Origin of the sequence: Pseudomonas sp. zfem003, assembly GCF_032621675.1 — a bacterium.
Taxonomy (GTDB): Bacteria; Pseudomonadota; Gammaproteobacteria; order Pseudomonadales; family Pseudomonadaceae; genus Metapseudomonas; species Metapseudomonas otitidis.
Window position 1 is genome coordinate 390,477 of record NZ_JAVYJG010000005.1, and the last position, 25,555, is coordinate 416,031.

Sequence of the window (25,555 nt, forward strand, 5' to 3'; positions counted from 1 at the left end):
TCGCCTGTTTTTGCCTTGCGCTGGCTGCCTCGCCTACGTTTTTAGAGGCGCCCGTGGGGGCTGGACAACGGCGCGCGGCTGCCCAAGTATCGCCGCGCGTTTCGTCCCGGAGTCGTCCATGCGCCTTGCCTTGTCCGCCCGCTGCCTCGGGTTGCTGTTGTTGTCCGCCTCGCCCGCCTTTGCCGCGTCCTGCCCGGCGGGGCAGACGCAGGTCTGCCTGGGGGGCTGCATCTGCGTGCCCGATCCGGACGGGGTGATCGGCCCGGCCCAGCAGCGGATCGGCGAAGTGGCGGCCACCTCCCTGGAGGGCTGGATCCTGCGTTCCCGCGCCTCGGCGCTGAGCCAGGGCACCGCGCCGATCCCGCCGGCGATCCGCCAGATGCTGCTGCCGTACTACCCCACCGAGGTGCTCGACAACGTGCGCTACCGGGTGGGCGATGCCGACGACATGGCCGCCGCCCGCACCATGTTGCAGAACCCCGACATCAAGGCGGTGACGCTGGTGGACGTGATCGTCTTTCGCAACGAGGCCCTGGCCCAGGACGCCGCGCTCTGGGCCCACGAGTTGTTCCACGTCCAGCAGTACCGCCAGTGGGGCAGCCTGGAATTCGCCCGGCGCTACACCCGCGATTACGACGCAGTGGAGTCGCCGGCCTACCGCCAGCAGTTCGACGTGGCCCGCGAGCTGCGGCAGCAGGCCCAGCGCCCGGCCCACTGATCAGGCCGGGGTGTCGTCCCGGCCGATGTCGACGCGCTTGCCGATGTCCCGCAGGCGGGCCAGCTGGTCCACCACCGAGGGCGCTTCGTCCAGGCTGCCGACGAAGGTCCACAGGTAGGTCATCACCGCGTAGATGTGCCCGGCCTTGACCTGCTCGGCAGAGGCCAGGCAGGTGATGGCGACCACGAACAGCAGCGCGGCCATCACCCCCAGCAGCAGGTAGGCCACCGCCTCGCGGTCGGAGAGCCGCACCCGCAGGCTCGACAGGTGCCGGTAGTGGCGCAGCAGGCTGCCCCGGCCGACCCGACCCACCAGCGCCACCTCCTGCTCCAGGCGGTCGTTCAGGCGCTCGTGCAGGGCCTGGTTGCGGGTGGCGAAGCGCGGCAGGCAGGCCAGGCACAGCGAGAGGGCCAGCAGGCAGGCCGCGCCCACCCAGGGCTCGATGGCCAGCAGCATTGCCGCGGCGCCGACGATGGAGACCAGGGCGGTGGCGATCACCGGGATCTGCTTCTCGAAGAAGTCGACGAACTCCCGTGCCAGCACCACCCGTGCCGCCACCTTCGAGGTGCCATGCTGCTGCCGGCGCTGGTGCAGCACCACCGGCACCGCCAGTTCGGCATAGATGCGGGTGAAGGTGCGGGTGTCCACCGCACGGCGCGCCGCGCCCACCACCCAGAAGCCCAGCACCACCAGCGCATAGAGCACCGCCAGGCGCGCTTCGCCACGCACGATGGCGTCGATGGCGAACCCGGCGAACAGCGGGTAGGCCAGCATCAGCAGGTTCTCCAGGGCGACCAGGGAGAAGGTGCCCAGCAGCTTGCCGGGGTAGGCGCAGGCGATGGCCTTGAGGGTGGTGGCGGCGGATTGCTGGCCGAGGCGGGCGCCGGTGGAGGCCAGTTGCTCGGTATCGAGGGGGTGCATCGTCGGTAGACCGTAGTGAGTGAAGAAGGGCCGCGCTATGATTTGAGCGGCCGCTCAATTTTCCTTGAGCAGTCGCTCAAAATTCAAGAGCCACTCATCCCCCGGAGACCCCATGGCCCGTCCCCCCGTTGCCGAACGCAAGGATCAGATCATCACCGCCGCCCTGGAGCTGTTCCTTCGCAACGGCCTGGCCAGCGTCTCCACCCGTGACCTGGCGGAGCACACGGGGTTGTCCCGCAGCCACCTGTACCACTACTTCAGTGACTGGAAGACCCTGCGCCGGGCGGCGTTCGAGCGCTTCTCCGAGGAGCAGCTGGCCGGCACCCAGGCGTTGCTCCAGGGGCTCGACCCCGAGCCTGCGCTCATCGCGCTGATGCGCGATTGCCTGCCGGCGCGCAAGGACGATGCGGCCTGGACGCTCTGGCTGGATGCCTGGGATGAATCCCTGCACGACCCGGAACTGGCCGAGGCCTACCGGCTGGCGCTCGGCCAATGGCAAGGGCTGTTGCAGGGGCTGATCGCCGAGGGATGCGCCAGTGGGGTGTTCAGCTGCGATGACCTGCCACGGGCCACCCGGCAGATCACCGCCCTGGCCAACAGCTACGCGGCGGACCTGCTGCTGGAGCCCTCGCCCATCACCCTGGAGGCGGCGCTGGAGGAAATCATCGAGGTGGCGGGCTTGCTGCTGGGGACGCCCAGGCTGGGCGCACGGCTGAAGCCTGCGTGAGGAGTGCCCGCGCTGTGACGCGCGGGTCAGTGGACCGTGGTGCCCGGCGCGTCCAGCAGGCGCTGGGCCGAGGTCAGCCGCTCCAGTTCGCGGCGCACCATGTTGGCGTATTCCGGCGGCTTGAACTGGTAGAGCTCGGTGGCCACCCAGGCCAGCCAGCGCGGGCCGAGGGCGACGCGCTGGGCCAGCAGGCGCAACGCGTCGGCGCGGGCGCGCTCGGCGTGTTCCTCGTGGAAGTCCCGGCGGCTCATCAGGCCACGGATAGGCCCACGTAGACGTTCTGCACGTCATCGTGGCCGTCGAGGGCTTCGAGGAAGGCCTCCACTTCCTCCAGCTCGGCGCCGGAGAGGGTGACCGGGTTCTTGGCCTTGTAGCCGAGGTTGGCCGAATGCACGGTGAAGCCGAAGTCCGGCAGGGCCTTGCACACGGCGTCCAGGTCGGTGGGCTCGGTGTAGAACACGCTGGTGTTGTTGTCACCGGGCTCGAAATCCTGGGCGCCGGCTTCGATGGCGGCCAGTTCCACGTCGGCATCGGCGCTGGCCGGCTCGGCCTCGATGATGCCCAGGTGGTCGAAGTCCCAGGACACGGAGCCGGAGGTGCCCAACTGGCCCTTGCGGAACAGCACGCGGATTTCTGCCACGGTGCGGTTCAGGTTGTCGGTCAGGCACTCGACGATCACCGGCACGCGGTGCGGGGCGAAGCCTTCGTACAGGGTGCGCTCGTAGTTGACCACCTCACCGGACAGCCCGGCGCCTTTCTTGATGGCGCGCTCCAGGGTGTCCTTGGGCATGGAGGCCTTCTTGGCCTGGTGAACGGCCAGGCGCAGCTTGGGGTTCATGTCCGGGTCGGCGCCGTTGCGCGCGGCGATCATGATTTCCTTCACCAGCTTGCCGAAGATCTTCCCTCGGGCGTTGGCGGCGGCTTCTTTGGGTTTGGCTTTCCACTGGGCGCCCATGGCGTATCTCCCGCAGGTTGATGGGGCGGACGTGACCGTCCGGCAGGGCGGCGATTCTACCGGGCCAGCAGGGGCGCCTGCCAGCGGGGCGCCGAGTGGTGCGCGGGGGGTCACAGCGCCAGTGTCCGGTGCGACCAATGAGCAGTCACTGCCACCAGGCTCCGCTCGCTACAATCCGTGCTTTGCCCGGAGCCCTCCATGAGCCATGCGCCCTACGGCGTCGGCGATGCCTCTTACCAGGCTGCCGGCGGCATCGACGGTTTGCGCCGTCTGGTCGACGACTTCTACCAGCAGATGGACAGCCTGCCCGAGGCGGCGGCGCTGCGCCGGCTGCACTCCGAGGACCTGGCGCCCTCGCGGGACAAGCTGGCCTGCTTTCTCAGTGGTTGGCTGGGCGGCCCGCGCCTGTTCAGCGAGAAGTACGGCTCCATCGCCATCCCGGCGTTCCATGCCCGCTGGCCCATCGACGAGGCACTCAGCGAGGCGTGGCTGCTGTGCATGGAGCGGGCGATCGCCCGGCAGGGCTACGCGGCGGACTTCGCCGAGTACCTGCTGGTGCAGTTGCGGGTGCCGGCCGCGCGGGTGGTGCAGGCCGCCCGGGCGCGGCACGGCTTGCCGGGCTGAGGCTCAGCGCCGGCGGCGCAGGTCGTCGAGGAAGCTGCAGGCCTGGTCGATGTCCTCGCCCCAGGCCAGCAGCCACGGCTGCTCGCCGCACCACTGCATGAAGCGCAGCAGCAGCCTGAGCTGCTGCGCATCCAGCGCGCCGAGGCGGGTGCGGGTGTCCTCGCGGTAGGCGGGGGAGGGGTTGAGGTTGAGGATGAGGAAGCCCAGCAGCAGGTTGATCTCATCGGGCGGCGACTCCAGCACCAGCCGCAGGTAGGAGGGCAGTGCCCAGCGCCAGCCGGCGGCGGAGAGGCTGCTCATGTCGTCGTGCAGCCAGAAGAGGGCCTCCATCGGCAGCTTGCGCCCGGGCCAGATGGCCAGCTCCGTGCGCAGCATGTCGCAGGCGTCGCAGCCGCTGGGGTGAAAGGACAGGTCCGGGCCTTCGGGCTTGTCCACCGGGGGCAGCAGGCGGTCCAGTTCGTCGAGCAGTTCCAGCCGGTCCATGTCAGCCCCTCCGCTGTCGCAGGGGGAAACGGACGTGGTCGGGGGTTCGCAGGGCAGGGCTCATGGGGTTCCTTCCATGGGGTGGTGGGGTGTTGGGTGCCACGTTCTGGGACGGTCGTCCGGGCGGTCGCCGATGATGCTCGCTGCGCTGTGCCGAGCGTTGCCTTGCGTCAACATGTGCGCTTTTCACGGAGGAAAACCATGCCGGTCGAGTATCCGCTGACAACCGCTGCATGACTCCTCGGTCTGCTTGCAAGCCCAAACGTCGGCTGATTCCCCTGTCATCCCCGGCCGCTCCCGTGCTGGGGCCGCTGACGGTGTGCCTGGGCGTGGGTAATCTGCGCGCCCCTTTGCTTGCCGGCGCTGCCCATGAATCCGTTGCCCATCGTCCTGCTGGTTGCCCTCGGCCTGGTGCCTGCCGTGGCTGATGCCCGCGCCGTCGACGCGGTTGTGGCGGCCCCCGCCCCGGCCTCGCTCGGGCTGCCGCCGCTGGAGCCGGTGCAGGGTGACCTGCGCGGTGCGCGGCTGCTGCACCAGGCGGACTGGTTGCGGGTGCAGTTCCTGGCGCCGGGCCAGCGTGGAGCGGCCGAGGCGGCGTTGAGCGCGCTCAAGGCCAGCGGGGCGCCGGGCCCTGGCGCGCTGGGTGGTGTGCCGCTGGTGCCGTTGCCCGATGCACTGGAGCGCCTGGCCGCGCGGCTCGGCGTCACGCCCGGGCCGGCGCCGGTGGTGGTGGCCGAGGGGCAGGTGCTGGGGCGGCTCGCCCAGGGGTTCAGCCTGCCCGTGGGGCGCGGCGCCTGGCTCTACGGCTACACCGGCCCGCGCGGGTTGCTGGCGCTGGGCGCGGTGTTGGAGGAGGGGGCGGACTCCCAGGCCTTGATGGGCGCGTTCCTCGCCCTCAACCGCGAGCACGGCCTGTTGCTGGTGGACTGGCCCCAGCGGCTGTTGCTGATCGGCGCCGATGCCAAGGGCCAGGTGCAGGGCTGGCGGCCCTGAACGGGGCTATTCCGGTGCGAATGGCCTGGGATTTGCCCGGCCCCCGTGGTTGAATCCACCCCTATCCGTCCGGCCAGGCAACCATTCGCCCGTCTGCCGGTCATACGCCCTTCCGATAAGTCGCGACCCCAGCCCCGAGCGGGCTCGCGCACCCGGGCGCAACCCGTCCAAGGAGGCATTCATGCGCGTCACCTCTACCGTCCTGCGGCTTGCGGCCCTGTCGCTGGGCCTGTTGCTCGCCCAAGGCGCCCGTGCCGGCGATGAAGCGCAGCTGATCGAAGCCCTCAACGCCTACCGCGGCCAGGTGCAGAGCTGCGCCGGCCAGGCTTCCCTGGAGCTGCCGCCGCTCACCGCCGACTCCCGCCTGGTGATTTCCGCCACCACCATGGGCGACCTGCAGGAGGCGATGACCCAGTCGCGCTACCCCATGGTCAATGTCCAGGCCATCAGCCTCTCCGGCCCCCGCGATGCGCAGTCGGCGATGAAGGCCATCCGCGAGAGCTTCTGCCAGGTGGTGCTGGACCCGCAGTTCGTCGACATCGGCGTCAGCCGCGATGACCGCGAGTGGCGCATCGTCCTGGCCCGGCCGCTGCTCACCGGGCGCCTGGGCGACTGGCAGGCCGAGGGCCAGAAGCTGCTGGAGCAGATCAACACCGCCCGCGCCCAGTCCCGCCAGTGTGGCACCCAGTTCTTCGCCGCCGCTGCGCCGCTGAGCTGGAACGCCTCCCTGGCCACGGCGGCCGAGGGGCACTCCCGCGCCATGGCTAACAACAATTTCTTCGACCACAAGGACCGCGACGGCCGCACCCCGGGTGACCGCGCCGAGCTGTCCGGCTACATCGGCCGGCAGATCGGCGAGAACATCGCCGCCGGCCAGGACACTTCGCGCAAGGTGCTCGACGGCTGGCTCGCCAGCCCCGGCCACTGTGCCAACCTGATGAACCCGCAGTTCCGCGACCTGGGCGCTGCCTACTCGGTGGACCCGAAGAGCGACGCCGGCATCTACTGGACCGCGCTGTTCGGCAGCCAGTGACCCCGCGCCGGCCTCAGGGCCGGCGTTTCGTACCCGCCCGCCGCGCCGGTTCTCGCGTGGCGGCGCGGGCCGCCACTTTCATCAGGCGCTGGAAGGTGGGGCAGGCCAGGTGGTCCTCCGCCGGGCAGTCCACCGCGTGGCGCAGGCTGTCGCGGATCGCCGACAGCTGGCGGATGGTCGCGTCCAGCGCGTCGGCCTGTTCCGCCAGGCGCTGGCGGTCCAGGGTCGGTTGCCGTGCGCTGCCGAGCAGGGCGCCGATGTCGTCCAGCGAGAACCCCGCCGCCCGTCCCATGGCGATCAGCGCCAGGCGCTCCAGCACGTTGGCGTTGAACACCCGCTTCATGCCGGCGCGGCCGATGGAGCGGATCAGCCCCTTTTCCTCGTAGTAGCGCAGCGTCGAGGCCGGCAGGCCGGAGTTTCTCGCCACCTGGGCGATGTCCATCTCTTTCATGCTTGACCTCAAGTCGACTTGAACTGGCAGCCTGATTCCACGGGCGTTCCGTGACAGTGGAGGAGCTAAGCATGAACGGTGAGACGGTGGTAGCGGTGGTGGGGATCGGTGTGGGTGCGACCCTGGTGATGGACCTGTGGGGCTGGCTGCTGCGCCGGCTGACCGGCAACGCCGGGCTGGACTACGCCCTGGTGGGGCGCTGGGTCGGGCACATGCCCCGAGGGCGCTTCCGCCATGCGGGCATCGGCCGTGCCGCGCCGGTGCGCGGTGAACGCGTGCTGGGCTGGACCTGCCACTACCTGATCGGCATCGGCTTCGCCGCATTGCTGGTGGCGGTTGCCGGGCCGGCCTGGCTGTGCCGGCCAAGCCTGTGGCCGGCGCTGGCGTTCGGGCTGCTGAGCGTGACGGCGCCGTTCCTGGTGATGCAGCCGGCCTTCGGGCTCGGCATCGCCGCTTCCCGCACCCCGGAGCCGCTCAAGGCGCGGCTGCGCAGCCTGCGCACGCACCTGGTGTTCGGCCTGGGCCTGTACCTGGCGGCCCTGGGCATGGCCTGGGGGTGGATGAACTGCGCGGGCTGAGCGGCGGGCTCACAGGGCGCTGACGATCTGCTCCCGCAGCCACTGGTGGGCCGGGTCGCGGTGCACGCGCTCGTGCCAGAGCATGGCCATCTCGTAGCCGGGCACGTCCAAGGGGGCGTCGACCACCTGCAGCGTGCTGCCCTTCAGCAGGCGCTCGGGAAGCATGGCCACCAGGTCGGTGCTCTCCAGCACGGCACGGAGGAACAGGAAGTGCGGCACCGAGAGCACCACCTTCCGTTCCAGGCCCAGGCTTGCCAGGGCCTCGTCGGTGGGGCCGCTGAAGCCGCCGCCATCGGGCGAGACGATCGCCTGGCCCAGCGCGCAGAACTGCTCCCGCGTCGGCCGCCGCCTGAGGCCGGGATGCCCGGCGCGGCCAGCGAGCACGTAGCGTTCTGCGAACAGGGTGCGGCGATGCAGGCTGGTGGGCGAGCCCTCCACGGTGTGGAAGGCCAGCTCGATTTCCCCATGCTCCGCCTGCCGGGCGATGCGCGAGGGCACCATCTCCACCACCGCCACGCGCATGCCCGGGGCAGCCCGCAAGCGGGGCAGGGCGGGCAGCAGGATGGCCGACTCGCCGTAGTCGGTGGCGGCCACCCGCCAGGTGCCCTGGGCCTGGGCGGGGTCGAACGGGCTGGCCGGGGCCACGGCGCGCTCCAGGGCCTCCAGCGCCTGGCGCAAGGGTTCGCGCAGGGCCTCGGCGCGAGCGGTGGGGCGCATGCCGCGAGGGCCGGGCAGCAGCAGCGGGTCGTTGAAGATCTCCCTCAGCTTGGCCAGGTGCACGCTCACCGAGGGCTGGGAGAAGTTCAGGCGTTCGGCGGTGCGGGTGACGTTGTGTTCGGTCAACAGCATGTCGAGGGTTACCAGCAGGTTGAGGTCCAACCGTCTGAGATTATTCATGCGTATACCTGGGATATCAGCTATTCATTTCCAATATATCTGCCGGGCTCCCATCCTGCGTACCTCCCGTCCCGTGAGGTGCCCCATGAATATCCTGATCGTCCATGCCCACCCTGAACCCCGCTCCCTCAACGGCGCGCTGAAGGACTTCAGCGTCCGGCACCTGCAGGCCGCCGGCCATGCGGTGCAGGTGTCCGACCTGTACGCCATGGGCTGGAAGCCGACCCTCGACGCCGCCGACAACCTGGACCACGAGCCCGGTGCGCGCTTCGATGCCTCGCAGGACTCCCGGCACGCCTTCGCCAACGGCCGGCAGAGCCCGGACATCGCCGCCGAGCAGGACAAGCTGCGCTGGGCGGATGCGCTCATCCTGCAGTTCCCGCTCTGGTGGTTCACCCTGCCGGCGATCCTCAAGGGGTGGGTCGACCGCGTGTACGCCTACGGATTCGCCTACGGCGTGGGCGAGCATTCGGATGCACGCTGGGGGGATCGCTACGGCGAAGGCTCCATGGCCGGCAAGCGGGCCATGCTGGTGGTCACCACCGGTGGCTGGGATTCCCACTACAGCCCGCGCGGCATCAACGGCCCCATGGAGGACCTGCTGTTCCCGATCCACCACGGCATCCTCCATTACCCCGGCTTCGACGTGCTGCCGCCCTTCGTCGTGCACCGCACCAGCCGCATCGACGCGGCACGCTTCGCCCGCATCCAGCAGGAACTGGGGCAGCGCCTGGACGACCTGTGGCGCACCGAACCCATCGCCTACCGCAAGCAGAACGCGGGGGACTACGAGATCCCCGCGCTGACCCTCAAGCCCGACGTCGCGCCGGGGGAGCAAGGGTTCGCAGCGCATGTGAAGCGGTAGGCGAGGGGCAACGTAGCCCGGGCTTCAGCCCGGGACCGGAGTCCACCGAGGCATCCCTGGGCTGAAGCCCAGGCTACGAAGCCTTTGCGGCCCCGCAGAAACGACGACGGGAGATCAGGCCATCCGAGCCTTGCAGGAGCGAGCTCTGCCCGCGAACCGCTGCCGCTCCGAGTTTCGGCAGCAACCGTAGCCCGGGCTTCAGCCCGGGGCCGGAGTCCACCGAGGCATCCCTGGGCTGAAGCCCAGGCTACGAAGCCTTTGCGACACCGCAGAAACGACGACGGGAGATCAGGCCATCCGAGCCCTGTAGGAGCGAGCTCTGCTCGCGAACCGCTGCCGCTCCGAGGTTCAGCAGCAACCGTAGCCCGGGCTTCAGCCCGGGACCGGAGTCCACCGAGACATCCCTGGGCTAAAGCCCAGGCTACGAAGCTTTTGCGGCACCGCAGAAACGACGACGGGAGATCAGGCCATCCGAGCCCTGTAGGAGCGAGCTCTGCTCGCGAACTGCCGCCGCTCCGAGGTTCAGCAGCAACCGTAGCCCGGGCTTCAGCCCGGGGCCTGAGTCCACCGAGGCATCCCTGGGCTGAAGCCCAGGCTACGGGCCCTTTGCGGCACCGTAGAAATGACGACGGGAGCGCTGGGCTCCCGTCGTTTGGATCAATGGGCCTGGTTGAGGGTCAGGCGCATGTGGCGGTTCACATCCTTGTACAGCAGGTAGCGGAAGCGACCTGGGCCACCGGAGTAGCAGGCCTGCGGGCAGAAGGCACGCAGCCACATGAAGTCGCCGGCCTCCACCTCGACCCAGTCCTGGTTCAGGCGGTACACCGCCTTGCCTTCCAGCACGTAGAGGCCGTGTTCCATCACGTGGGTCTCGGCGAAGGGGATCACGCCGCCCGGCTCGAAGTTGACGATGTTCACGTGCATGTCGTGGCGCATGTCGCTGATGTCCACGAAGCGGGTTGTGCTCCAGCGGCCTTCGGTGTCCGGCATCACCTTCGGCTCGATGTCCTGCTCGTTGGTGACGAAGGCTTCCGGCAGCGGCACGCCGTCAACGCGCTGGTAGTGCTTGCGGATCCAGTGGAAGCGGGTGTGCTGGCCGGAGGTGTTGCGCACCTTGTAGTCGGCGCCCGGCGGAATGAACGCATAGCCGCCCGGCTGCATGTTGTGTACCTGGCCCTGCAGGGTCAGGTTCAGCTCGCCTTCGACGATGAACAGCACCGCCTCGGCGTTCGGGTCCAGTTCGGGCTTGTCGCTGCCGCCGTTGGGCGCCAGCTCGACGATGTACTGGGAGAAGGTCTCGGCGAAACCGGACAGCGGGCGGGCGATGACCCACATGCGCATGTCGTCCCAGAAGGGCAGGTGGCTGGTGACGATGTCACGCATCACCCCTTTGGGGATCACGGCGTAGGCTTCGGTGAACATCGCACGGTCGGTCAGCAGCTCGGTCTGGGCCGGGTGACCGCCGTGGGGGGCGAAATAGAAAGGCTTCTTGGACACGAAAAGTCTCCTGTGGGTATTCGGCGCCCCGCCAGTGGCCAGGAGGCCGACGCTGGCGTCGCGTGGGCGCAGCCGCAACCGGACGGGTCGCAGGTGCGCGGGGCGGAATCCACGATATCCAGCTGTCTTCGCATCCACAAATTAAATATCGGGATGGGTCACATTCGGTTATCGAATGCAATGCGCGACCTCAGCGCTGGCGCTCCTCGTCCAGCAGGCGGCACAGGGATTCGGCCAGCGCCTTGATCACCGGCCCGGCGCTGGGGCGGTGCAGCAGCGCCACCTCGAACAGGTCCAGCGGTTGCAGCCCCATCTTCTTCGGCAGCACCGCGTGGTCGGCCGTCACCGCCCGCGCCGGCAACAGGCCGACGCCCATGCCATCGGCGATGGCAGCCTGGATGCCGCTCAGGCTGGAGCTGGTGAAGCTGATGCGCCAGCGCCGGCCGGCGGCTTCCAGGGCGCTGATCATCTCGTCGCGGTACAGCCCGCGCGGCGGGAAGGTGACGATGGGCAGCGGGTCCAGGTTGGCAGCCGGGGTGCGCGCGCTGTCCACCCAGCGGGTCTTCTCCGGCCAGCGGGCGATGGCGTCGCGGCTGTTGCGGCGCTGCTTGATCAGCACCAGGTCCAGCTCGCCACGGTCGTAGTTGGCGGCCAGGTCGCGGCTCAGCCCGCTGGTGACCTCCAGCTTGGCCTGGGGGAAGTGGTGGTTGAACACCGCCAGGTGGCGGGTGGTGCTGCCGGCGGCGAAGTCATCCGGCACGCCGATGCGCACCGTCAGCGACACCCGCGCCCCCGCCAGCGCCTCGTGCAGTTCATCGTTCAGCGCCAGCATGCGCCGGGCATAGGCCAGCAGCGTCTCCCCGGCATCGGTGGGCAGCACATCGCGGTTACCGCGCTCCAGCAACCGGTGGCCGGCCAGCTCCTCCAGCCGCCGGACCTTCTGGCTCACCGTCGACTGCGTGGAGCTGAGGCGCCCGGCGGCACTGGTAAAACTGCCGCAATCGGCCACCGCCACCAGCGCCCGCAGCAGGTCCAGCTCGAACAGGCGGTTATTCGATCTGTCACTGTGGTCCATGGGGGTATTCGTCTTTCAAATGGGGGTGAAGGCTTGTAGCAGTTTGGAGAAAGGGGGGCAACGACGAGGGGGCGGGGTGTGCGAGCAGGCTGTGGATGGAGTCGATTGCCGACCCCATCCACGGGGTTTTCAGCGGGCCAGCTTGGTGTCGGCCACGGCCTTCTTGCCTTCGGACTCGGAGACTTCGCTCAGGGTGGCGCCACCGGCGAACACACCGATCCGGATGGACTGGCGTACGTAGTGGTTCTTGCCGGGCTGGGCGTTCAGGTTGAGGGTGTTGTCACCGAACTCGGACTCGGTCGACAGCACGTGTGCGCCCGGGGTGATCAGGCGGTAGAAATAGGTGTTGGGTGCGGTTTCCCCGATCACCTTGTCGTCGATCTTCACGGTCTTCTTCAGAGCAGCGCCCAGGGACGTGTCACGGAAGATGTAGACCGCGGACTGGTCCTGCGGCGGGTTCGGGAAGGCCTTGAGGGCTGCGTCTTTTTCGGGGGATTCCATCGGTACCGAAGCGCAACCGGAGAGCAGCGCAACTGCCAGCGCCGCCGTGCATATCATGATTTTGGTCATGGATTACTCGTTCCTGAGTGAAGGTTCTTGCGGTGATGTCATTTCGCCGCCGCGCTACTTTATCGAGGCCGATGGAGAGTGCAAGGGTGAGTGGTAATTGGTCGCGTATGGCAAGGTCGATTGCGGCGATATCCGCTCTTTTCGCGGTGATTGACGGCTGAAGTGGCGGCAACACAAAATCCGCCACCCTGTCGATCACAAGGAAGTCGGAAATGGATGCAACCGAAGCGCGCTTGCGAGAAACCTACAGCGGAAGACGGACGGAGGTCCTGGTCGATCTGCTCGAGCAGGGCGGTTTGACCGAGGTGGCCGAGCGGGTCATTCGCGGTGTGCTTGCTGAGCGGGAATCGACCCCGGGCGAGCGTGCCGTGCCGCGACAAGCCCCAGCATCCAGCGCGGTTCGGCGTGAACCGCTCGACCTGCAACTCGCCCCGCTCTGGGCGAGGCTGGTGGCATCGCAGCTCGATTTCTGGCTGGCCTTGCTGGTGCTGGCCGTGATCAGTACCGCCATCGAGTTCCTGACCGCTCACCACAGCGGCACTCAGGACACCGTCGGCAAGGCCGGCATGCTGCTGCTGTTCGGCTATCTGCTGGCCAAGGACGGGTTCAACGGGCAGGGCATCGGCAAGCGCTTGCTGAAGATCCGCGTCGTCGACAGCGAGACCGGTGCACCCTGCGAATTGCACAAATCCTGCCTGCGAGGGTTGGTTGGCCTGTTGGGCATTTTCGACGTGATCTTCATCTTCGGGCAGCGACGCCAGCGCCTTGGCGACCATGCTGCGAAGACCCTTGTGGTCAGGGCGTGATTACTGCCCCGTGCCTTTCAGGTTGTGCCGGAGGACGGCGCTTCCCTTTGCCAATTGCGTCGCCCGCAGGGCCATTGCATCGGGTTGCGTCGGCAGGGGGACCGCACCGGGGCCCAGACTCATGAGCACCCACCGTTTCACCCTGGTCATGCCGGCCTCCGCCGACGCCACCTTCGAGGCCTTCCATAACCACCGCGTGCGGTTGCAGTGGGACACCTTGCTGGCCGTCGCGCATATGGAGACAGGCGACAGCCACCCCTCCATCGGCGCGGTGTCCTTCAACCGGGGCAAGGGCTGGAAGCGCCTGCTGGCAATGCGTACCCGCTTCGTGAACTACCAGCCGGGCAAGGTTGCAGCCGCCATGCTGGTGGAGCCGACCGGGTTGTTCGAGTCGTGGGCGGCGTCGATGCGTCATCGCGATCTCGACGGTGCGCGCTCCGAGCTGATCTACAGCTTCAGCCTGAAGCTGCGCCCGCGCTGGCTAGGGTGGTTGCTTGATCCGCTGGCCAATCGGGTATTCGCCTGGGAAGCCCGAAAGCGTTTTGCCGCGCTGGCGATTTTCCTGGCGAATCGGTAGGGCCGGTTTCCGCTCAACCCCGCGCTGACTGCAACATCGCCACGAAGCGATCAGCCGGCCATTGCTTGCGGTCGGAAACCTGTCCGTCGCCCAGCTCGACCAGGCGCAGGGCGCCGGTTTCGGAGGCCACCAGGTCGACCGAGAAGAAGGGGCAGGGCACTCGCCGGGCGACTTCATGAACCAGTGCCGGGACCTCGCCGTTGCGCCCGAACGCGCGGCCGTCGAGGACGAAGTAACGCTCCTCCGTCTCCGGCTTCAGCGGTTCGAACTCCCTCAGGCACACGCCGCCTTCCAGGGCGCCCCGGTAGCGTTCGATGAGCGTGAGGATCTCGATCACTTCATCGGCGTTGCGGGCCACCGAGCCGCGTTGGGTGGTCAGCGATTTCACGTAGTCCTTGACGAAGCAGGCGGTCCAGCCGGTGTCGGCCAGTGCGGCGTCGAAGTCGGCCTCGCGGGGTAGCACCAGGGTGGCGGGGGTCAGGTCCCGGCAGTGCGGGTACCACTCGGGCAGGTGGTGGCAATGCCGATACTGCGCCGGGTCGGTCACCGCAATGGCGCCCTGGCTGGCGATGGCGTCGGTCAGGTATCGGTAGGTGTCCGGCGTCAGCATCCAGCCGCGGTACAGAACGCGAGCGCCTTCACCCAGGGCGGGCGTCGGCCTGAAGCGTTGCAGCTCCAGCTCTTCGCAGGAGAACAGCGAACAGGCGAAGCCGGCCGCTGTGGCCGCTGCGAACTCCTCGGCGAACGTCTCGTCCGGGACGCGCGGGTTATCAGGTGCGCACGGGTAAAGCAGGTGCATGGTCATGCCCCTCCTGTCGGGGTAGCCCCGGCTTCTATCCGCCGGTACATCACATCGGTTCGCAGCACGTACTTCACCCCGGCCGTTATCGGCGAGCCCTGGTGCATCACGCGGTGGGGGAAGACCAGGGCCATGCCGGTCTCGGGGCGGATGTCGGCTTCGTCGCGCAGTTGGGTGGCGCCGCCCTGGTAGTTGTCGTTGAGGTAGATGAGCAGGGTCAGCTGGCTGATCTCACTGGGGCTGCGCTGGAAGGCGCCGTCCCGGTGCCATTTGAAGTACTGCTCCGGGGTGTAGCGGTAGAAGCGGAAGCGTTCGTTCAGGCCCACCAACTGCCACTCGTTGTCCAGGCAGTCGGGCAGCCAGGGGCGGGCCCGTTCCAGCAGGCGCTGGGCCAGGGCCGGGTCGTCGAAGAGGATGCGGTCGTTGTTGCGGATGGCCTTGTTCATCGCCTGGCCGCCGTCGCGGGTCTGGATGGCGGCTTCTTCGTAGCCCAGGGCTTCGCTGGCGTGGATGTGGCCCTGGCATTCGTCGGGGCTGAGGAAGCCGTGGATGAGAAAGCGCATGCCGCCCAGGTCGGTCTTTTCCATGATCCGGTCCGTGGTTTCGTAGGAAAGACCGGATGCTACGGCCGCGCCGGGCGGGCTGTCGAGGACGGCTTGCGCCCGGTGGGACGGGGTTCGCGGGCGAGGCAGGGCGGCTGCCACGCCCGCCTGGGGCTACAGCTTCAGGTTCAGCGACAGGTAGGCGGTGCGCCCCGGTGCGGGGGAGAACATCGGCTGGTCAGCACCGCCCCAGAAGAAGTTGTCGTACCAGACGTATTCGTACTGACGGTCGGTGAGGTTCTTCACCTGCAGGTCCAGGCTGGTGGTGTGGCTCAGCCGGTAGTTCACGCTGGCGTCCAGCAGCGCGTAGCCGCCGTACTTGCCCTGCTGGTTCAGCTCTTCGATGTAGTAGTCACCCTGGGCGCGGGCCTGCAGGCCGAAGCGCCAGTCGTCGTTGAGCCGGTAGTCCGCCCCCAGGTTGGAGATATGGCGCGGGGTGGAGAACACCTCCTTGCCCGCCAGGGACTGGCCGCTGGCGGTGAAGGCGCTGACCACCTTGGCCTCCTGGATCGAGTGGGAGGCCCAGAGGCTCCAGTGCTCGTCGAGTTCGGCGGTCAGCTGCAGGTCGACGCCGCGCCGGCGGGTCTTGCCGAGGCCAACGGTGGTGCCGGTGCTGGGCATGTTGGCCACTTCGTCGGTGGCGTCCTGCTGCCACAGGGCGATGCGCGTTTCGGTGCCGTTGACCGGGTTGAACCGCACGCCGACTTCCTTGCCGGTGTTGATGGAGGGCTTGAAAGCCTTCTGCCCGGCGGTGAGGTAGGCCGGCTCGCGGGAGCCGGTGAGGATCTGGAAGGTGCGGCCCCAGTTGGCGTAGACGTTCAGGTCCGGGGTGAGGCTGTAGACCACGCTCAGCTTGGGCTGGCGGATCCAGCCGTAGTCCTGCAGGTCGGCCTTGATGCCGCCGGGCAGCTCGGTCTCGCCGGAGAAGCGGTCCAGGCGGTAAGCCGGGATGATCTTCAACTGCTCGGTGGGCTGGATCACCGCCTGCACGTAGGTGCCGAAGTTGTCCAGGGTGTAGGCGTCGTCGTTCTGGATGCGCGCCGGCGGGGCGTCGAAGTTCGTCGGCACGCTGTAGCTGTAGCGGTAACGACGGTACTCGTTGTCCTGGTGTTCGAGGTTGATGCCCCCGTCCAGGGTCAGCCAGTCGGTGCTGGCCCAGGTGAGGTTGCTCAGCAGGCCGGTCTGGCGTTCGTCCCACTGGCGGCGCTGGCGCGGTGCGTTGCCCACGGCGTAGGAGGTGAAGGTGACCTTGCGGTCGTCCTCGTAGCGGTTGTGGTAGAGCGTGTTGCTCAGGCTCAGGTCGTCGCGCAGTTGCCAGTCCAGGTGCAGCGCCAGCTGCTTCATGTCGCGGTCGTCGCCGTCGTTGGCGTTCTTCGCGGCGGAGTCGGTGCGGCTGGCCTTGAGTTCCTGGCGGGTGAGGAAGCCCGGTTCGTCGGCCTCGTGGTGGTAGAGGCGGGTCACCAGGCCGACCTTGAGCAGGCCCTCGTCGTCGGTGAAGAACCACTTGGCGCCGAGGGAGTACTTGTCCGATCTGTCGTGGTCGCGGAAGCCGTCGGAGTCCTGCTTGGCGAAGAAGTAGTTCTGCGCGAAGTTGCCCGACTCGCGGCCCACGGCCACCTGCAGTTCGCGGGTGTTGAAGCTGCCGTAGGTCAGCCGGCCGTCGCTGTAGTTGCCGCCCTGGCGGGTGACGAAGTTGATGTTGCCGCCGATGTTGTGCAGGCCGTAGCGCGGGTCGTTGGTGCCGCGCACCACCTCGATGTAGTCGATGTCGAGGGGGAAGACCATGTCGATGAAGCGCTGGTTGCCGCTGTTGACGTTGCTCGGCACGCCGTCGATCAGGGTCTTGATGCCGTTGATGTAGCCCTCGCCGTTGAAGGCGCGGAAGGTGGCCTTGCCCGACTCGGCGCCCTGGCGGGTCTCGGTCAGCTGGATGCCGGGCATCTGCCCCAGCAGCTCCCAGCTGTTCATCACGTTCTTTTCCTCCACCTTGTCGGCGCCCAGCACGTCCACCGAGGTCAGCACGCTGCTGCCGGTCTGCAGGGGGCGCCCGGAGGAGGAGTCCACCCGGACTTCGCCGAGGGTCAGGGTGGATTCGCCAGCGGGCGCCGCTTCGGCGCCACCTGCCAGGGCGGCCAGCATGGCCAGGGGGGCAAGCTCGTTCTTCATCGTGTGTCCTTGCAACCGGGTCGGGAGGGCGCCCCGGCGGGTGAGCGGGACGGCAGCCAGCCCGACGCGGCCGCAAGGCCGGTCGACAGGGCGGGGAGGGGCTGCACGGAACCGCTCATGTCTCCGTGCCGGGGTCAGGGGTCGCAAATGTTATACCGTAACGTTTTGTCGCGTCATCCCCGGCGCGGATCCAAGCTTGCAGAGGTTCAGCGACCGGTGTGCCAGGTGCCGGTCTTAACCTCCGACTCATCCATCAAGCTGGCGAACATGCTGACGGCCCGTACCGCATCGTTGGTGCCTTGGCGGATCTGTTCGATCACGGTTCCCGCCTGGTCGGCCAGTGCCATGCCGGCTTCTGCCCGCATGTGCGTGTTCTTCATGCTTTCCACCGCCTGGCGTGTCTCGGAGAGGATCATCCCGATCATCTCGGCGATCTCCGTCGTGGCGCTGCTGGTGCGCCCGGCCAACTGCCGCACCTCATCGGCTACCACGGCAAAGCCCCGGCCCTGGTCGCCAGCCCTGGCGGCTTCGATGGCAGCGTTCAGCGCCAGCAGGTTGGTCTGGTCGGCAATGCTGCGGATGGTGTTGACGATGGCCGTGATGCGCTCCGAGCGGGAGCCCAGTTGCTCGACGATGGTGGTGGAGGCGTTCACATCCTCGGCGATGCCTCGCATCTCCCGCGCCGCACTGTGGATGATCTCCGAGCCGTTCTCGGCCACCCGCTCGGTCTCCACCGAGATGTGATAAGCGGAGCTGGCGCTGCGGGAGTCCTGCTCGTACTTCTCCACCCGCTCGGTGATGTCGGCGGCGAACTTCACCACCTTCACCAACTCTCCCTGAGCGTTGAACACAGGGTTGTAGGTGGCCTCCAGCCACACGCTCGAACCGTTCTTGCGCAGGCGTTTGTACTGCCCTGACAGAAACTGCCCCTGGTTGAGTTGCGACCACAGGTCGCTGTACTCGGGACTGTGCACGTAGTTCGACTCGCAGAACATGCTGTGGCTTTTGCCGCGCACTTCCTGCAGCGAATAACCCATGGTGAGCAGGAACTTCTGATTGGCATCGATCACCTGGCCCTGGGGCGTGAACTCCACAATGGCGGTGGAGCGGTTGAGCGCCTTCAGCCGTGAGTGCACATCAGCATCGTGTTCGATTCGCGTCGTGATGTCGTAGGCGAGCTTGAGGATGCGGGTCAATTTGCCGTTACTGAAAACCGGGCTGTAGCAAGCCTCCAGCCAGACACTTCGGCCTTGGCTGTCCTGGCGTTGGAAGACACCTTTGACCAACTGTCCGCTGCGCAGAGTCGTCCACAGTTGTTCGTACTCTGGAGAGCGGACCAGCGTGGGCGAACAGAACATGCGGTGGTGTTTGCCTACGACTTCATCGAGTGAATAGTGGAAAAGCTCGAGGAAGTTGGAGTTTGCCGTTATCACGGTGCCATCAGGTCGGAACTCGATCATCCCGGTTGCGCGATCAATCGCAGAGAGACTGTCCTCCGACTGCTCAAGCGTCTTGAGCAGTTCTGCGTAGATTTTCTTTGCTGATGTATTGAATCTGAACATGGCAAGACTCCCTGGGCTCCTAGCCTCAGTTATTGCAGGAGGACGATATATCCCGGTGGAGGGGCAGCGTGAGAGCGAGCATCTGGTCGAGTACGGCCCGCGCGCAGACTGACAATGAGCGGGAGCTTAGGTAGGAGATGTAGACCGACCGACCCGCCATCGACAGCTCAGGCAGTACTTGCACTAAGGCCCCGCTGTTCACATAGGGTCTGGCAAGTTTCACGGGGAGCAAACCAACGCCCATACCATTGCGTGTTGCTCGCATCAGCATCCCGCCAGAACGTGTCAATAATCGTTCCTGACGGGGCACATACACGGGAGTGCCATCCTGATCTTGCAGTACGCACTCCTTCAGGCTGCTATCGTGCAGAACTTCATGGTCAAGCAGGCTATCCGCATTAGCGGGGCGACCTTTCAGTTCTATGTAATCCGGTGTCGCAAACAGCTTGAGCTGTGTGTCGAAGAGTTTCCTGGTGACACAGTCGATGGATTTGAGTTCACCTGCATGGATCAAAAGATCAATGCCTTCACCAAAAAGATCCGGCTCCTGGTCATTGACCAAGTACTCGATTCTGATACCTGGGTTGGTCTTGTGCATGTTGAGTAGCGGGTGACTTTCTTCGCACTCGACAAAACTGCTGGGTAGTTGAACGCGAACTTTTCCCTTGAGTTCGAATTTTTCCCTCTGCACGGAAGAAAGCGCGATATTCAATTGATCGACACTGTCTTTGCAGGCGGCGTACAGGGACTCTCCATCGCATGTGCACCGCAGTGCTTTTGTTGATCGGAAGAACAACGTGGTACCCAGCCGCCTTTCAAAAGCCTGAATACGCCTGCTCAGTGTACTTGCCGGCATGTTTAGAGCCTTTCCCGCTTTCGCGAGACTTCCTGCACGAACCAGTGTTACAAAAAGACCAACTTCACTTAGCATGACTATCTACACAAGGCTGTTTGCATTCCTTATTTCCGCGATGGCGGAAAATATGTTTTTGCTCCTCTTTGTTATTATGATTCTCCAGGGGGTTCGAATTATCGTGGGGCGTTCTCCCTTTTTGACTTTTAAGTTTTTTTTGGTTTTTGACTGTCTTCTCAGGTAGGCCTTCTCAGGCTACGGCTGCAATCTAGCAAAAGAGAAATATGTGCGGAACCGTAAAAAACGGTGGGCTCTCTTTCATTTTTGCAATAGCTGTTATGTGCGGGGGGCTGATAAAACGACGCCAATCTTCTGGCGTAAGTTTTGTAAAGGGCGGCCCATGGAGGGGCATCCAAAGAATGCGTGCGAGGTCCTCCAGCGCAGGCCCATGTCATAGGCAAGAGTCCACTTCGCAGGGAGGGCTGGACGGCCGCTTTCGGATGAAGTGGATTGTCGTTTTGCTGCTCTGCCAAGTTGAGGCGAAACGGTGTGGTGTTGCGGTTTTCTTGTGGTTCTCCACAGCGTGGAAACCTATTGAATGAGGCCTTATTCCTAAACCGTAAACGCCGTATCTTCGATGCCGCTCTCAAACTGCAAGTTGTCCAAGTGATCAGGTAATAACCCTTGGAGTTGCCAAGCCCTGCCGAGATCTCGAACAGTGAGCAGTGGCTGTTTATCGTTTGCTTCGGCAGTACAAAGCACAACCGGGTATAAGCAATACCACTGACGCCGGAGCAGTAAATAGGCAGCACGTTGGCAACTGCAACGAGGCAACGAGCGGCTGAAAGGCGACGGCCTTCTTTGCCTGAATGCCGAAGTGATTGACCGGGCGCTTCACCGATCCACCGTTGCCATATTCGACGCCGGCCGGTGGATGGAAAGAGCGTCACCCACCCAACACCACGGGCGGGTCCGTAGGATGCGGTGAGCTGTGCGAACCGCATCGACCCCGGCGCTCGGGCAATCATGGGCTTCGCACCGCTCAGCCCATCCTACGTTTGCCGCCATGCCCTGATTCGAGGGTGGAGCGGGCTTCATCGGTTCACCGTGTTGCCCCATGCAACGCCGGTGACACCACGGGCGGGTCTGTAGGATGCGGTGAGCTGTGCGAACCGCATCGACTACGGCGCTCGGGCGATGATGGGCTTCGCACAGCTCAGCCCATCCTACGTTTGCTGCCATGCCCCGATTCGTAGGGGGGAGCGGGCTTCGCCGGTGACACCACGGGCGGGTCCGTAGGATGCGGTGAGCTGTGCGAACCGCATCGACTCCGGCGCTCGGGCAATGATGGGCTTCGCACAGCTCAGCCCATCCTACGTTTGCCGCCATGCCCTGATTCGTAGGGGGGAGCGGGCTTCGCCGATCCACCGCACTGCTGTATTCGATGCCGGTTGTTGGAGGGAAAGAAACACCCACGACAGCCATTGGAAGCGCTGCCGTGGGGTGTGGGGTCAGGCGTCGTCGGCGCCGCGGTAGCGGGGGTAGGGCAGGCTGTTCCAGGCGCGGTTGGCGAGGCGGGTGGCGTCCATCGCTGCGGGGATGTCGTCAAGCAGCGTGCGGGCGGCGCTCAGTTCCCGCTGCACTTCCGCCTGGTCCTGGTACATGAACTCGTCGGAGGCCTGCTCCGGCGCCTGCCTGAATTTCTCGTCCAGGTCATCCAGCAGGCGCCGCTGCTGCCGGTGCAGGGCGTCGCGCGCGTCGTCCACCCAGGACGGTTGCAGGCTGCGGTTGTGGTCCAGCAGGGCGGTGTATTCGCGGTAGACGCCGTCGTAGATATCGCCGGTGTGGGTGCGCGCCTCGTGGCAGGCCAGTTCCAGGTCGCGCACGGTGAGGGTCTCCGCGTCCAGGGGCTGCTGGCGCGGTGCGCCGCCCAGGCGGGTGAAGCGGGTGTAGAAGGGGAACAGGCTCTGGATCACCTTGGCCACCGGCAGGGTGCCTTCGCCGTCGTCTCCCAGCCCCTTGGGCTGGATGCCCTGCATGGCCGCCAGGGCCGACTCCGGGCGCACCACCTCCTTGGGCGGCACCAGGCCGTGGCGCAGCATCTCGCGGATGCCGGTGCCGGAGATGTTCAGCCGGTAGCGCTCGTCGTGGGGGCAGGTTTCGGTCGTGGCGTGGCTGGCGCAGCGCACGCAGTAGAACACCTCGTGGAACAGGCGCACCTCGATGCCCAGCTCGTCCGGGGTGAACTGGTCGAAGATGCTGTGGCTGGCGTACTTGTCGTAATAGCTGCCGATCCCCGCGTGGTCGCGGCCGATCAGCGCGTGGGTGCAGCCGTAGTTCTTCATGATCAGGGCGTGCAGCACCGTCTCCCGGGGGCCGGCGAAGATGTAGGTGACCCGCAGCGGCGAGAGCATGGCGCGGTCCTTCGGGTAGTAGGTCTCCAGCACGTTGCGGTAGGCCTGCATGCGGTACTCGTGGCGCACGTATTCACGCTTGGCCATTTCCACCAGCGGTTGCAGCAGCAGGCCGTCGATGCCTTCCAGGGCGTTGCGGTGGATGTATTCGTGGCCCCGGTGCAGCGGGTTGGCGCCGGTGATGAAGCCGGCCACGGAGCGGAAGCCGCGCTCCTCGTAGAAGCGCTTCCAGGTGTCCCGGGGCTCCAGGCGCAGCGACTCGAAGGGGCCCCAGTCGACCCGTTGCAGCAACTGCAGCGTGCCGCCCAGGGCCACGTCGCCCATGCGCCGGTGGATGGCGTCCACCCCGGGGTGGTTGCGGTCGGTGGTGCCGAACAGCTGGCGGGCGCGCTCTTCCTTGTCGTAATCGAAGATGTCTTCGATGGCGAGGATGGCCACCGGCTCGTTGCGGTTGTCGATCAGGGCCACTTCATCGCCCACCGCCAGGGCGGCGATTACCTCGCGGTTGCGCTCGCCCACCGGGGCGAAGCTCAGCGGCACCGGCCACACCACGCCGTTGGCCAGCCGGCCGCTGCCCAGCACGGACAGGTAGTCGGCCTGGTTCATGAAGCCCTTGTTGGGCGAGAGCACGCCGGTGGTGATCATCTCGATGGTGATCACCGCCTCCAGGTCGATGCGGATCGACGGCATGGCGCGTGCCCGCGCGATTTCTGCCTGGACCCGGTCGGCGGGCACCACCTGGTTGACCAGGGTTCCACCGTGGGGCTGCTGGGGGTAGCGATCGAAGGCGAGTTCCATGTTTCCTCCTGCTCGGCTCTGGCCCCGCTCGCTGGTCGCCTGACCGTCGAACGGGTCGCACTGTGCCGTTTTGTTATGGGTAGGACATGGCCGGTCACTGCGGCCGTCCGGCCTGCCTGTGGGCGCACCGGACTGGCTGAACGGTAGGGGCCGGGGGCCGGGGCGGACAAGGACGTTGCCCTGTGGGGAAAGTCTGGAAGTTACCGGCGGAGCGTCTGCCGGGCGGGTTGGGTGTGGTACGGGGGCGTGCAAGCGGGCGCGGGCCGTTTGCCTGGCGCACCCTGCGACGGCTGGGCTGCAGGGGCTTTGCGTGGGGCGCGGGGGCTTAGCCGATCACCCGTACCGGTCGCTGCAGCAGGCGGTGGCATTCGCTGGCATCCAGCCAGGTGCGGCCCTGCCAGTGCAGCACCTCCAGCGGGCGTTCCTGCCAGTGCAGCACGTTGCGGTAGGGGCGCAGGGCGTTCGGGTGGCGCTCTTCGCGCAGGCGGGGGATCACCTCGCGGCTGATCCAGCGGCGAATGCCGCCGTTCTCCGGGTGGTAGTAGAAGATCAGCAGCGCGTAGACGCCGCAGTCGCTGACCAGCAGCTCGCGCTGGTACTCGCCCCTGCTGTCGCGCACCCAGGCGGGCTGCAGTTGGTCCGGGTCCAGGTTGCGGGGCGCGCGTTCGTCGAGCGGTACGCGGTTGATCAGCCGCGCCAGGTCGTTGAGGACGAACCAGGGCTCGTCGTCCAGCAGCAACGCACGGAGCTGGCGGCGGTGGCGGGTGAACAGGGTGGGGATGAGGATCTCGTCGTGGAGCTGGGGTGAGTCGGACATGTCCATTACCTCTGTGTGATCAGCTTTCTCAGGGCTGGTGGCGCCGGGAGCTAAGAAACCCACACAGAGGCCGGGCATATTTCCCTTTCGGGTCTTGTATTAGCCCACTCCCGACATACAGAGGTTTTGAGCGTGCGCGAGTGTGCCGCACGCACAAAAAAGCCGCTGGCTATCGGGAGCGGTCAGGCCGCTGTGTGAGTAAGCGTTTCTTAGGCGCCGGGGACGGAGGCTATGGGCGCACCCGGAAGGTGGCAATGCAGTTGCCGCGTGGGAAATGGCTGATCGGTCAGGCGGAAGCGGGAGGGTGGGGGCGGGTGGATCGCGCGTTATCGATCCACCGTTGTGCCGCGCTCGACGCCGGTTGGTGGATGGGAAGAGCGCCATCCACCCTACGTCTGAAAAAGTTAATAAACCTCAGTCATTCGGATCGGAGTCGCCTTTGTTTAGTAAATATGGACGGGCAGCGGCATAGGCTTTGAATAAGCTGTCTTTGAATCTGTAATATCTTTCCTGCGTCTTTTCTATCACTGATCCATATTTTTCGCTTCCAAGGTGGCCCACATAGACCGATATTACAGAGGACTCGAGTGACAGTTGCTCGCTCAGCTTTTTGTAGAGTTCAGTTGTGTGTATTTCGTGTTCGTCTCTCTTTGCAAATTCTTTTAGGATCGTTTCTCTCGTGTATGAGTGTCCTATGGCATCTTTGTAAGACTTCTCTTGAGTAGGGGCGTGATTGTTTAGGGCGATTAAATTTAATACTGCTTCGCACGCTTCTCTTGAGATGTTTTTTTTGCTGATTTTAAAGATCCAAGTAATGCGTGTTTTCCAATCAGATGAATATAAAATGGATGGCCGCGAGAAACTTGGAACATGTAGAGGCGGGCATCATCAGAGAAAGATATTTCGTGGTTAGTATCTTTTTCTGCTTTGTCGATGATTGTGCAGGCTTCCTCGTATGTCATGGGTTTTACTTCGATTGAACCATCGGCAATAGCTCTATCTAAAGAGCTGTGGTCATTTAGAAGTTCTTTCACATTAGAAGATACGCCTGTTAGCGAGAATTTTACTTCTTTCTTGCATGATTTTATTAATGAGGCAATTCCGGTTTTGTCGCTTATTCTGTCGAATTCGTCGATGGCGATAAGTACAGTTTCGCAGTTCTCGGTTGTTATCAGGTTTCTAATTGCGTTGTTGAAATGACTAACAGTATCTGTAGTCGGTCCCTCTTTTTTTTCTGAGGTTGAGCTTCTTCCTGATGCACCAAAAAAACCCTTAAATCCTATGGAGGCACTTAACTCCGTCCTCTCTTCTGATTTCGAAAGAGGAATGTACGGCTGCAAGTGTTCATTTGATGAAAGTAACCGAATTAGTAATGTTTCAATGTTCTTGACGGAGTCATCGCACTTGAACTGGATTACTTTGTAATTAAAGTTTATGTAGGGTTTTGTGGATAGTAGTTGAAGAGCTTTCGTATTTCCTTGAGCCAATAGGCACATCTGATTGGTTAGGGAGCTTTTTCCTACTCCCCGATTTCCATATATAACGATATGGGCTCCGTCGGTTTGAAGAGCTAGCGATATCTTTTCAAGCTCTTGTGTTCGGCCAGAGAATTTCTCTGGATCGGTTATTTCACTTGATGGAGTAAAAATGTTTATTGGATTCATTTCAGGTTCCATAATAAAAAACCCCGCACAAAGGCGGGGTTTCGTCTTTCTTCGCTACCCCGAAAATCCATATCAGGTTGAAGCGTTTTAAGTAGTCCTAATGGTTCGAC

Annotated in this window: 25 protein-coding genes and 2 pseudogenes; 9 read left to right on the forward strand and 18 right to left on the reverse strand. The window is 65.1% G+C overall.

Going from position 1 to position 25,555, the window contains the following annotated elements:
* Nucleotides 1–118: 118 nt before the first annotated feature.
* Nucleotides 119–718, forward strand: a complete 600-nt coding sequence (locus RTK35_RS13425; RefSeq protein ID WP_316908213.1) for a DUF4157 domain-containing protein — start codon at nt 119–121, stop codon at nt 716–718.
* Here the strand turns inward: RTK35_RS13425 and RTK35_RS13430 are convergent, their stop codons facing one another.
* Complete coding sequence (locus tag RTK35_RS13430) at nt 719–1,639, reverse strand: ABC transporter six-transmembrane domain-containing protein (RefSeq protein WP_107330649.1); 921 nt, start codon at nt 1,637–1,639, stop codon at nt 719–721.
* Between the two features lie 112 nt (nt 1,640–1,751).
* On the opposite strand from RTK35_RS13430, the gene RTK35_RS13435 reads away from it, so the two are divergent.
* Complete coding sequence (locus RTK35_RS13435; RefSeq protein WP_316908214.1) at nt 1,752–2,366, forward strand: TetR/AcrR family transcriptional regulator; 615 nt, start codon at nt 1,752–1,754, stop codon at nt 2,364–2,366.
* A 26-nt stretch (nt 2,367–2,392) separates the two neighbouring features.
* Here RTK35_RS13435 and RTK35_RS13440 read toward each other — a convergent pair whose 3' ends face one another.
* Both RTK35_RS13440 and RTK35_RS13445 read right to left on the reverse strand, forming a co-directional pair.
* Nucleotides 2,393–2,617: a hypothetical protein gene (locus RTK35_RS13440; protein ID WP_044407341.1), complete on the reverse strand. Its 225-nt coding sequence runs from the start codon at nt 2,615–2,617 to the stop codon at nt 2,393–2,395.
* On the reverse strand, nt 2,617–3,321 hold the full coding sequence (locus RTK35_RS13445) for a YebC/PmpR family DNA-binding transcriptional regulator (RefSeq protein WP_316908215.1): 705 nt from the start codon (nt 3,319–3,321) through the stop codon (nt 2,617–2,619). The genes RTK35_RS13440 and RTK35_RS13445 overlap by 1 nt, the downstream gene beginning before the upstream one ends.
* Before the next feature lie 198 nt (nt 3,322–3,519).
* Here RTK35_RS13445 and RTK35_RS13450 point away from each other — a divergent pair, with 198 nt between their 5' ends.
* Nucleotides 3,520–3,945 carry a group II truncated hemoglobin gene (locus RTK35_RS13450; RefSeq protein ID WP_316908216.1) on the forward strand — a complete coding sequence of 142 codons (426 nt, stop codon included), beginning with the start codon at nt 3,520–3,522 and terminating at the stop codon, nt 3,943–3,945.
* Between the two features lie 3 nt (nt 3,946–3,948).
* Here the strand turns inward: RTK35_RS13450 and RTK35_RS13455 are convergent, their stop codons facing one another.
* Nucleotides 3,949–4,428: a DUF6714 family protein gene (locus RTK35_RS13455; RefSeq protein ID WP_316908217.1), complete on the reverse strand. Its 480-nt coding sequence runs from the start codon at nt 4,426–4,428 to the stop codon at nt 3,949–3,951.
* Nucleotides 4,429–4,797: 369 nt separating this feature from the next.
* Here RTK35_RS13455 and RTK35_RS13460 point away from each other — a divergent pair, with 369 nt between their 5' ends.
* Nucleotides 4,798–5,421, forward strand: coding sequence for a hypothetical protein (locus tag RTK35_RS13460; protein WP_316908218.1), 624 nt, complete (start codon nt 4,798–4,800; stop codon nt 5,419–5,421).
* A 181-nt stretch (nt 5,422–5,602) separates the two neighbouring features.
* On the forward strand, nt 5,603–6,454 hold the full coding sequence (locus RTK35_RS13465) for a CAP domain-containing protein (protein ID WP_282887614.1): 852 nt from the start codon (nt 5,603–5,605) through the stop codon (nt 6,452–6,454).
* A gap of 13 nt (nt 6,455–6,467) precedes the next feature.
* Here RTK35_RS13465 and RTK35_RS13470 read toward each other — a convergent pair whose 3' ends face one another.
* Nucleotides 6,468–6,905: a helix-turn-helix domain-containing protein gene (locus RTK35_RS13470; RefSeq protein WP_044407319.1), complete on the reverse strand. Its 438-nt coding sequence runs from the start codon at nt 6,903–6,905 to the stop codon at nt 6,468–6,470.
* Between the two features lie 71 nt (nt 6,906–6,976).
* Between RTK35_RS13470 and RTK35_RS13475 the strand changes: the two genes are divergently transcribed.
* Complete coding sequence (locus RTK35_RS13475; protein WP_316908219.1) at nt 6,977–7,483, forward strand: DUF2938 domain-containing protein; 507 nt, start codon at nt 6,977–6,979, stop codon at nt 7,481–7,483.
* A gap of 9 nt (nt 7,484–7,492) precedes the next feature.
* Here the strand turns inward: RTK35_RS13475 and RTK35_RS13480 are convergent, their stop codons facing one another.
* Nucleotides 7,493–8,380, reverse strand: a complete 888-nt coding sequence (locus tag RTK35_RS13480) for a LysR family transcriptional regulator (RefSeq protein ID WP_316908220.1) — start codon at nt 8,378–8,380, stop codon at nt 7,493–7,495.
* An 85-nt stretch (nt 8,381–8,465) separates the two neighbouring features.
* Here RTK35_RS13480 and RTK35_RS13485 point away from each other — a divergent pair, with 85 nt between their 5' ends.
* Nucleotides 8,466–9,245, forward strand: coding sequence for an NAD(P)H-dependent oxidoreductase (locus tag RTK35_RS13485; protein WP_282887611.1), 780 nt, complete (start codon nt 8,466–8,468; stop codon nt 9,243–9,245).
* A gap of 657 nt (nt 9,246–9,902) precedes the next feature.
* On the opposite strand, the gene RTK35_RS13490 is transcribed toward RTK35_RS13485, so the two are convergent.
* From RTK35_RS13490 to RTK35_RS13500, 3 genes are all read right to left on the reverse strand, one after another.
* The gene (locus RTK35_RS13490; RefSeq protein ID WP_316908221.1) at nt 9,903–10,742 is read right to left on the reverse strand and encodes a bifunctional allantoicase/(S)-ureidoglycine aminohydrolase; all 840 of its coding nucleotides are present in this window, start codon (nt 10,740–10,742) and stop codon (nt 9,903–9,905) included.
* Nucleotides 10,743–10,932: 190 nt separating this feature from the next.
* Complete coding sequence (locus RTK35_RS13495; RefSeq protein ID WP_410478664.1) at nt 10,933–11,817, reverse strand: LysR substrate-binding domain-containing protein; 885 nt, start codon at nt 11,815–11,817, stop codon at nt 10,933–10,935.
* A 129-nt stretch (nt 11,818–11,946) separates the two neighbouring features.
* On the reverse strand, nt 11,947–12,387 hold the full coding sequence (locus tag RTK35_RS13500; protein WP_316908222.1) for a DUF2846 domain-containing protein: 441 nt from the start codon (nt 12,385–12,387) through the stop codon (nt 11,947–11,949).
* Between the two features lie 212 nt (nt 12,388–12,599).
* Here RTK35_RS13500 and RTK35_RS13505 point away from each other — a divergent pair, with 212 nt between their 5' ends.
* Complete coding sequence (locus tag RTK35_RS13505) at nt 12,600–13,193, forward strand: RDD family protein (protein ID WP_316908223.1); 594 nt, start codon at nt 12,600–12,602, stop codon at nt 13,191–13,193.
* Between the two features lie 121 nt (nt 13,194–13,314).
* Nucleotides 13,315–13,770, forward strand: coding sequence for a hypothetical protein (locus tag RTK35_RS13510; RefSeq protein ID WP_236212058.1), 456 nt, complete (start codon nt 13,315–13,317; stop codon nt 13,768–13,770).
* 13 nt (nt 13,771–13,783) lie between these two features.
* Here the strand turns inward: RTK35_RS13510 and RTK35_RS13515 are convergent, their stop codons facing one another.
* From RTK35_RS13515 to RTK35_RS13550, 9 genes and pseudogenes are all read right to left on the reverse strand, one after another.
* The gene (locus RTK35_RS13515) at nt 13,784–14,575 is read right to left on the reverse strand and encodes an ATP-grasp domain-containing protein (RefSeq protein ID WP_316908224.1); all 792 of its coding nucleotides are present in this window, start codon (nt 14,573–14,575) and stop codon (nt 13,784–13,786) included.
* Nucleotides 14,572–15,156, reverse strand: coding sequence for a prolyl hydroxylase family protein (locus tag RTK35_RS13520; RefSeq protein ID WP_142011290.1), 585 nt, complete (start codon nt 15,154–15,156; stop codon nt 14,572–14,574). The genes RTK35_RS13515 and RTK35_RS13520 overlap by 4 nt, the downstream gene beginning before the upstream one ends.
* Before the next feature lie 129 nt (nt 15,157–15,285).
* Entirely contained in the window at nt 15,286–17,337 is a 2,052-nt protein-coding gene (locus RTK35_RS13525; RefSeq protein ID WP_316908225.1) for a TonB-dependent receptor, read from the reverse strand.
* 206 nt (nt 17,338–17,543) lie between these two features.
* A pseudogene (locus RTK35_RS30575) lies at nt 17,544–17,918 on the reverse strand (methyl-accepting chemotaxis protein); the annotation flags it as partial.
* Nucleotides 17,919–18,128: 210 nt separating this feature from the next.
* A pseudogene (locus tag RTK35_RS30580) lies at nt 18,129–18,899 on the reverse strand (PAS domain-containing protein); the annotation flags it as partial.
* Between the two features lie 25 nt (nt 18,900–18,924).
* On the reverse strand, nt 18,925–19,830 hold the full coding sequence (locus RTK35_RS13535; protein WP_253122772.1) for a LysR family transcriptional regulator: 906 nt from the start codon (nt 19,828–19,830) through the stop codon (nt 18,925–18,927).
* A 1,433-nt stretch (nt 19,831–21,263) separates the two neighbouring features.
* A complete protein-coding gene (locus RTK35_RS13540) occupies nt 21,264–22,964 on the reverse strand; it encodes a sulfate adenylyltransferase (protein ID WP_316908226.1) in 1,701 nt (566 codons plus the stop codon).
* Nucleotides 22,965–23,289: 325 nt separating this feature from the next.
* Entirely contained in the window at nt 23,290–23,781 is a 492-nt protein-coding gene (locus RTK35_RS13545) for a phage antirepressor (protein ID WP_316908227.1), read from the reverse strand.
* 752 nt (nt 23,782–24,533) lie between these two features.
* Nucleotides 24,534–25,445 carry an ATP-binding protein gene (locus RTK35_RS13550; protein ID WP_316908228.1) on the reverse strand — a complete coding sequence of 304 codons (912 nt, stop codon included), beginning with the start codon at nt 25,443–25,445 and terminating at the stop codon, nt 24,534–24,536.
* Nucleotides 25,446–25,555 lie beyond the last annotated feature (110 nt).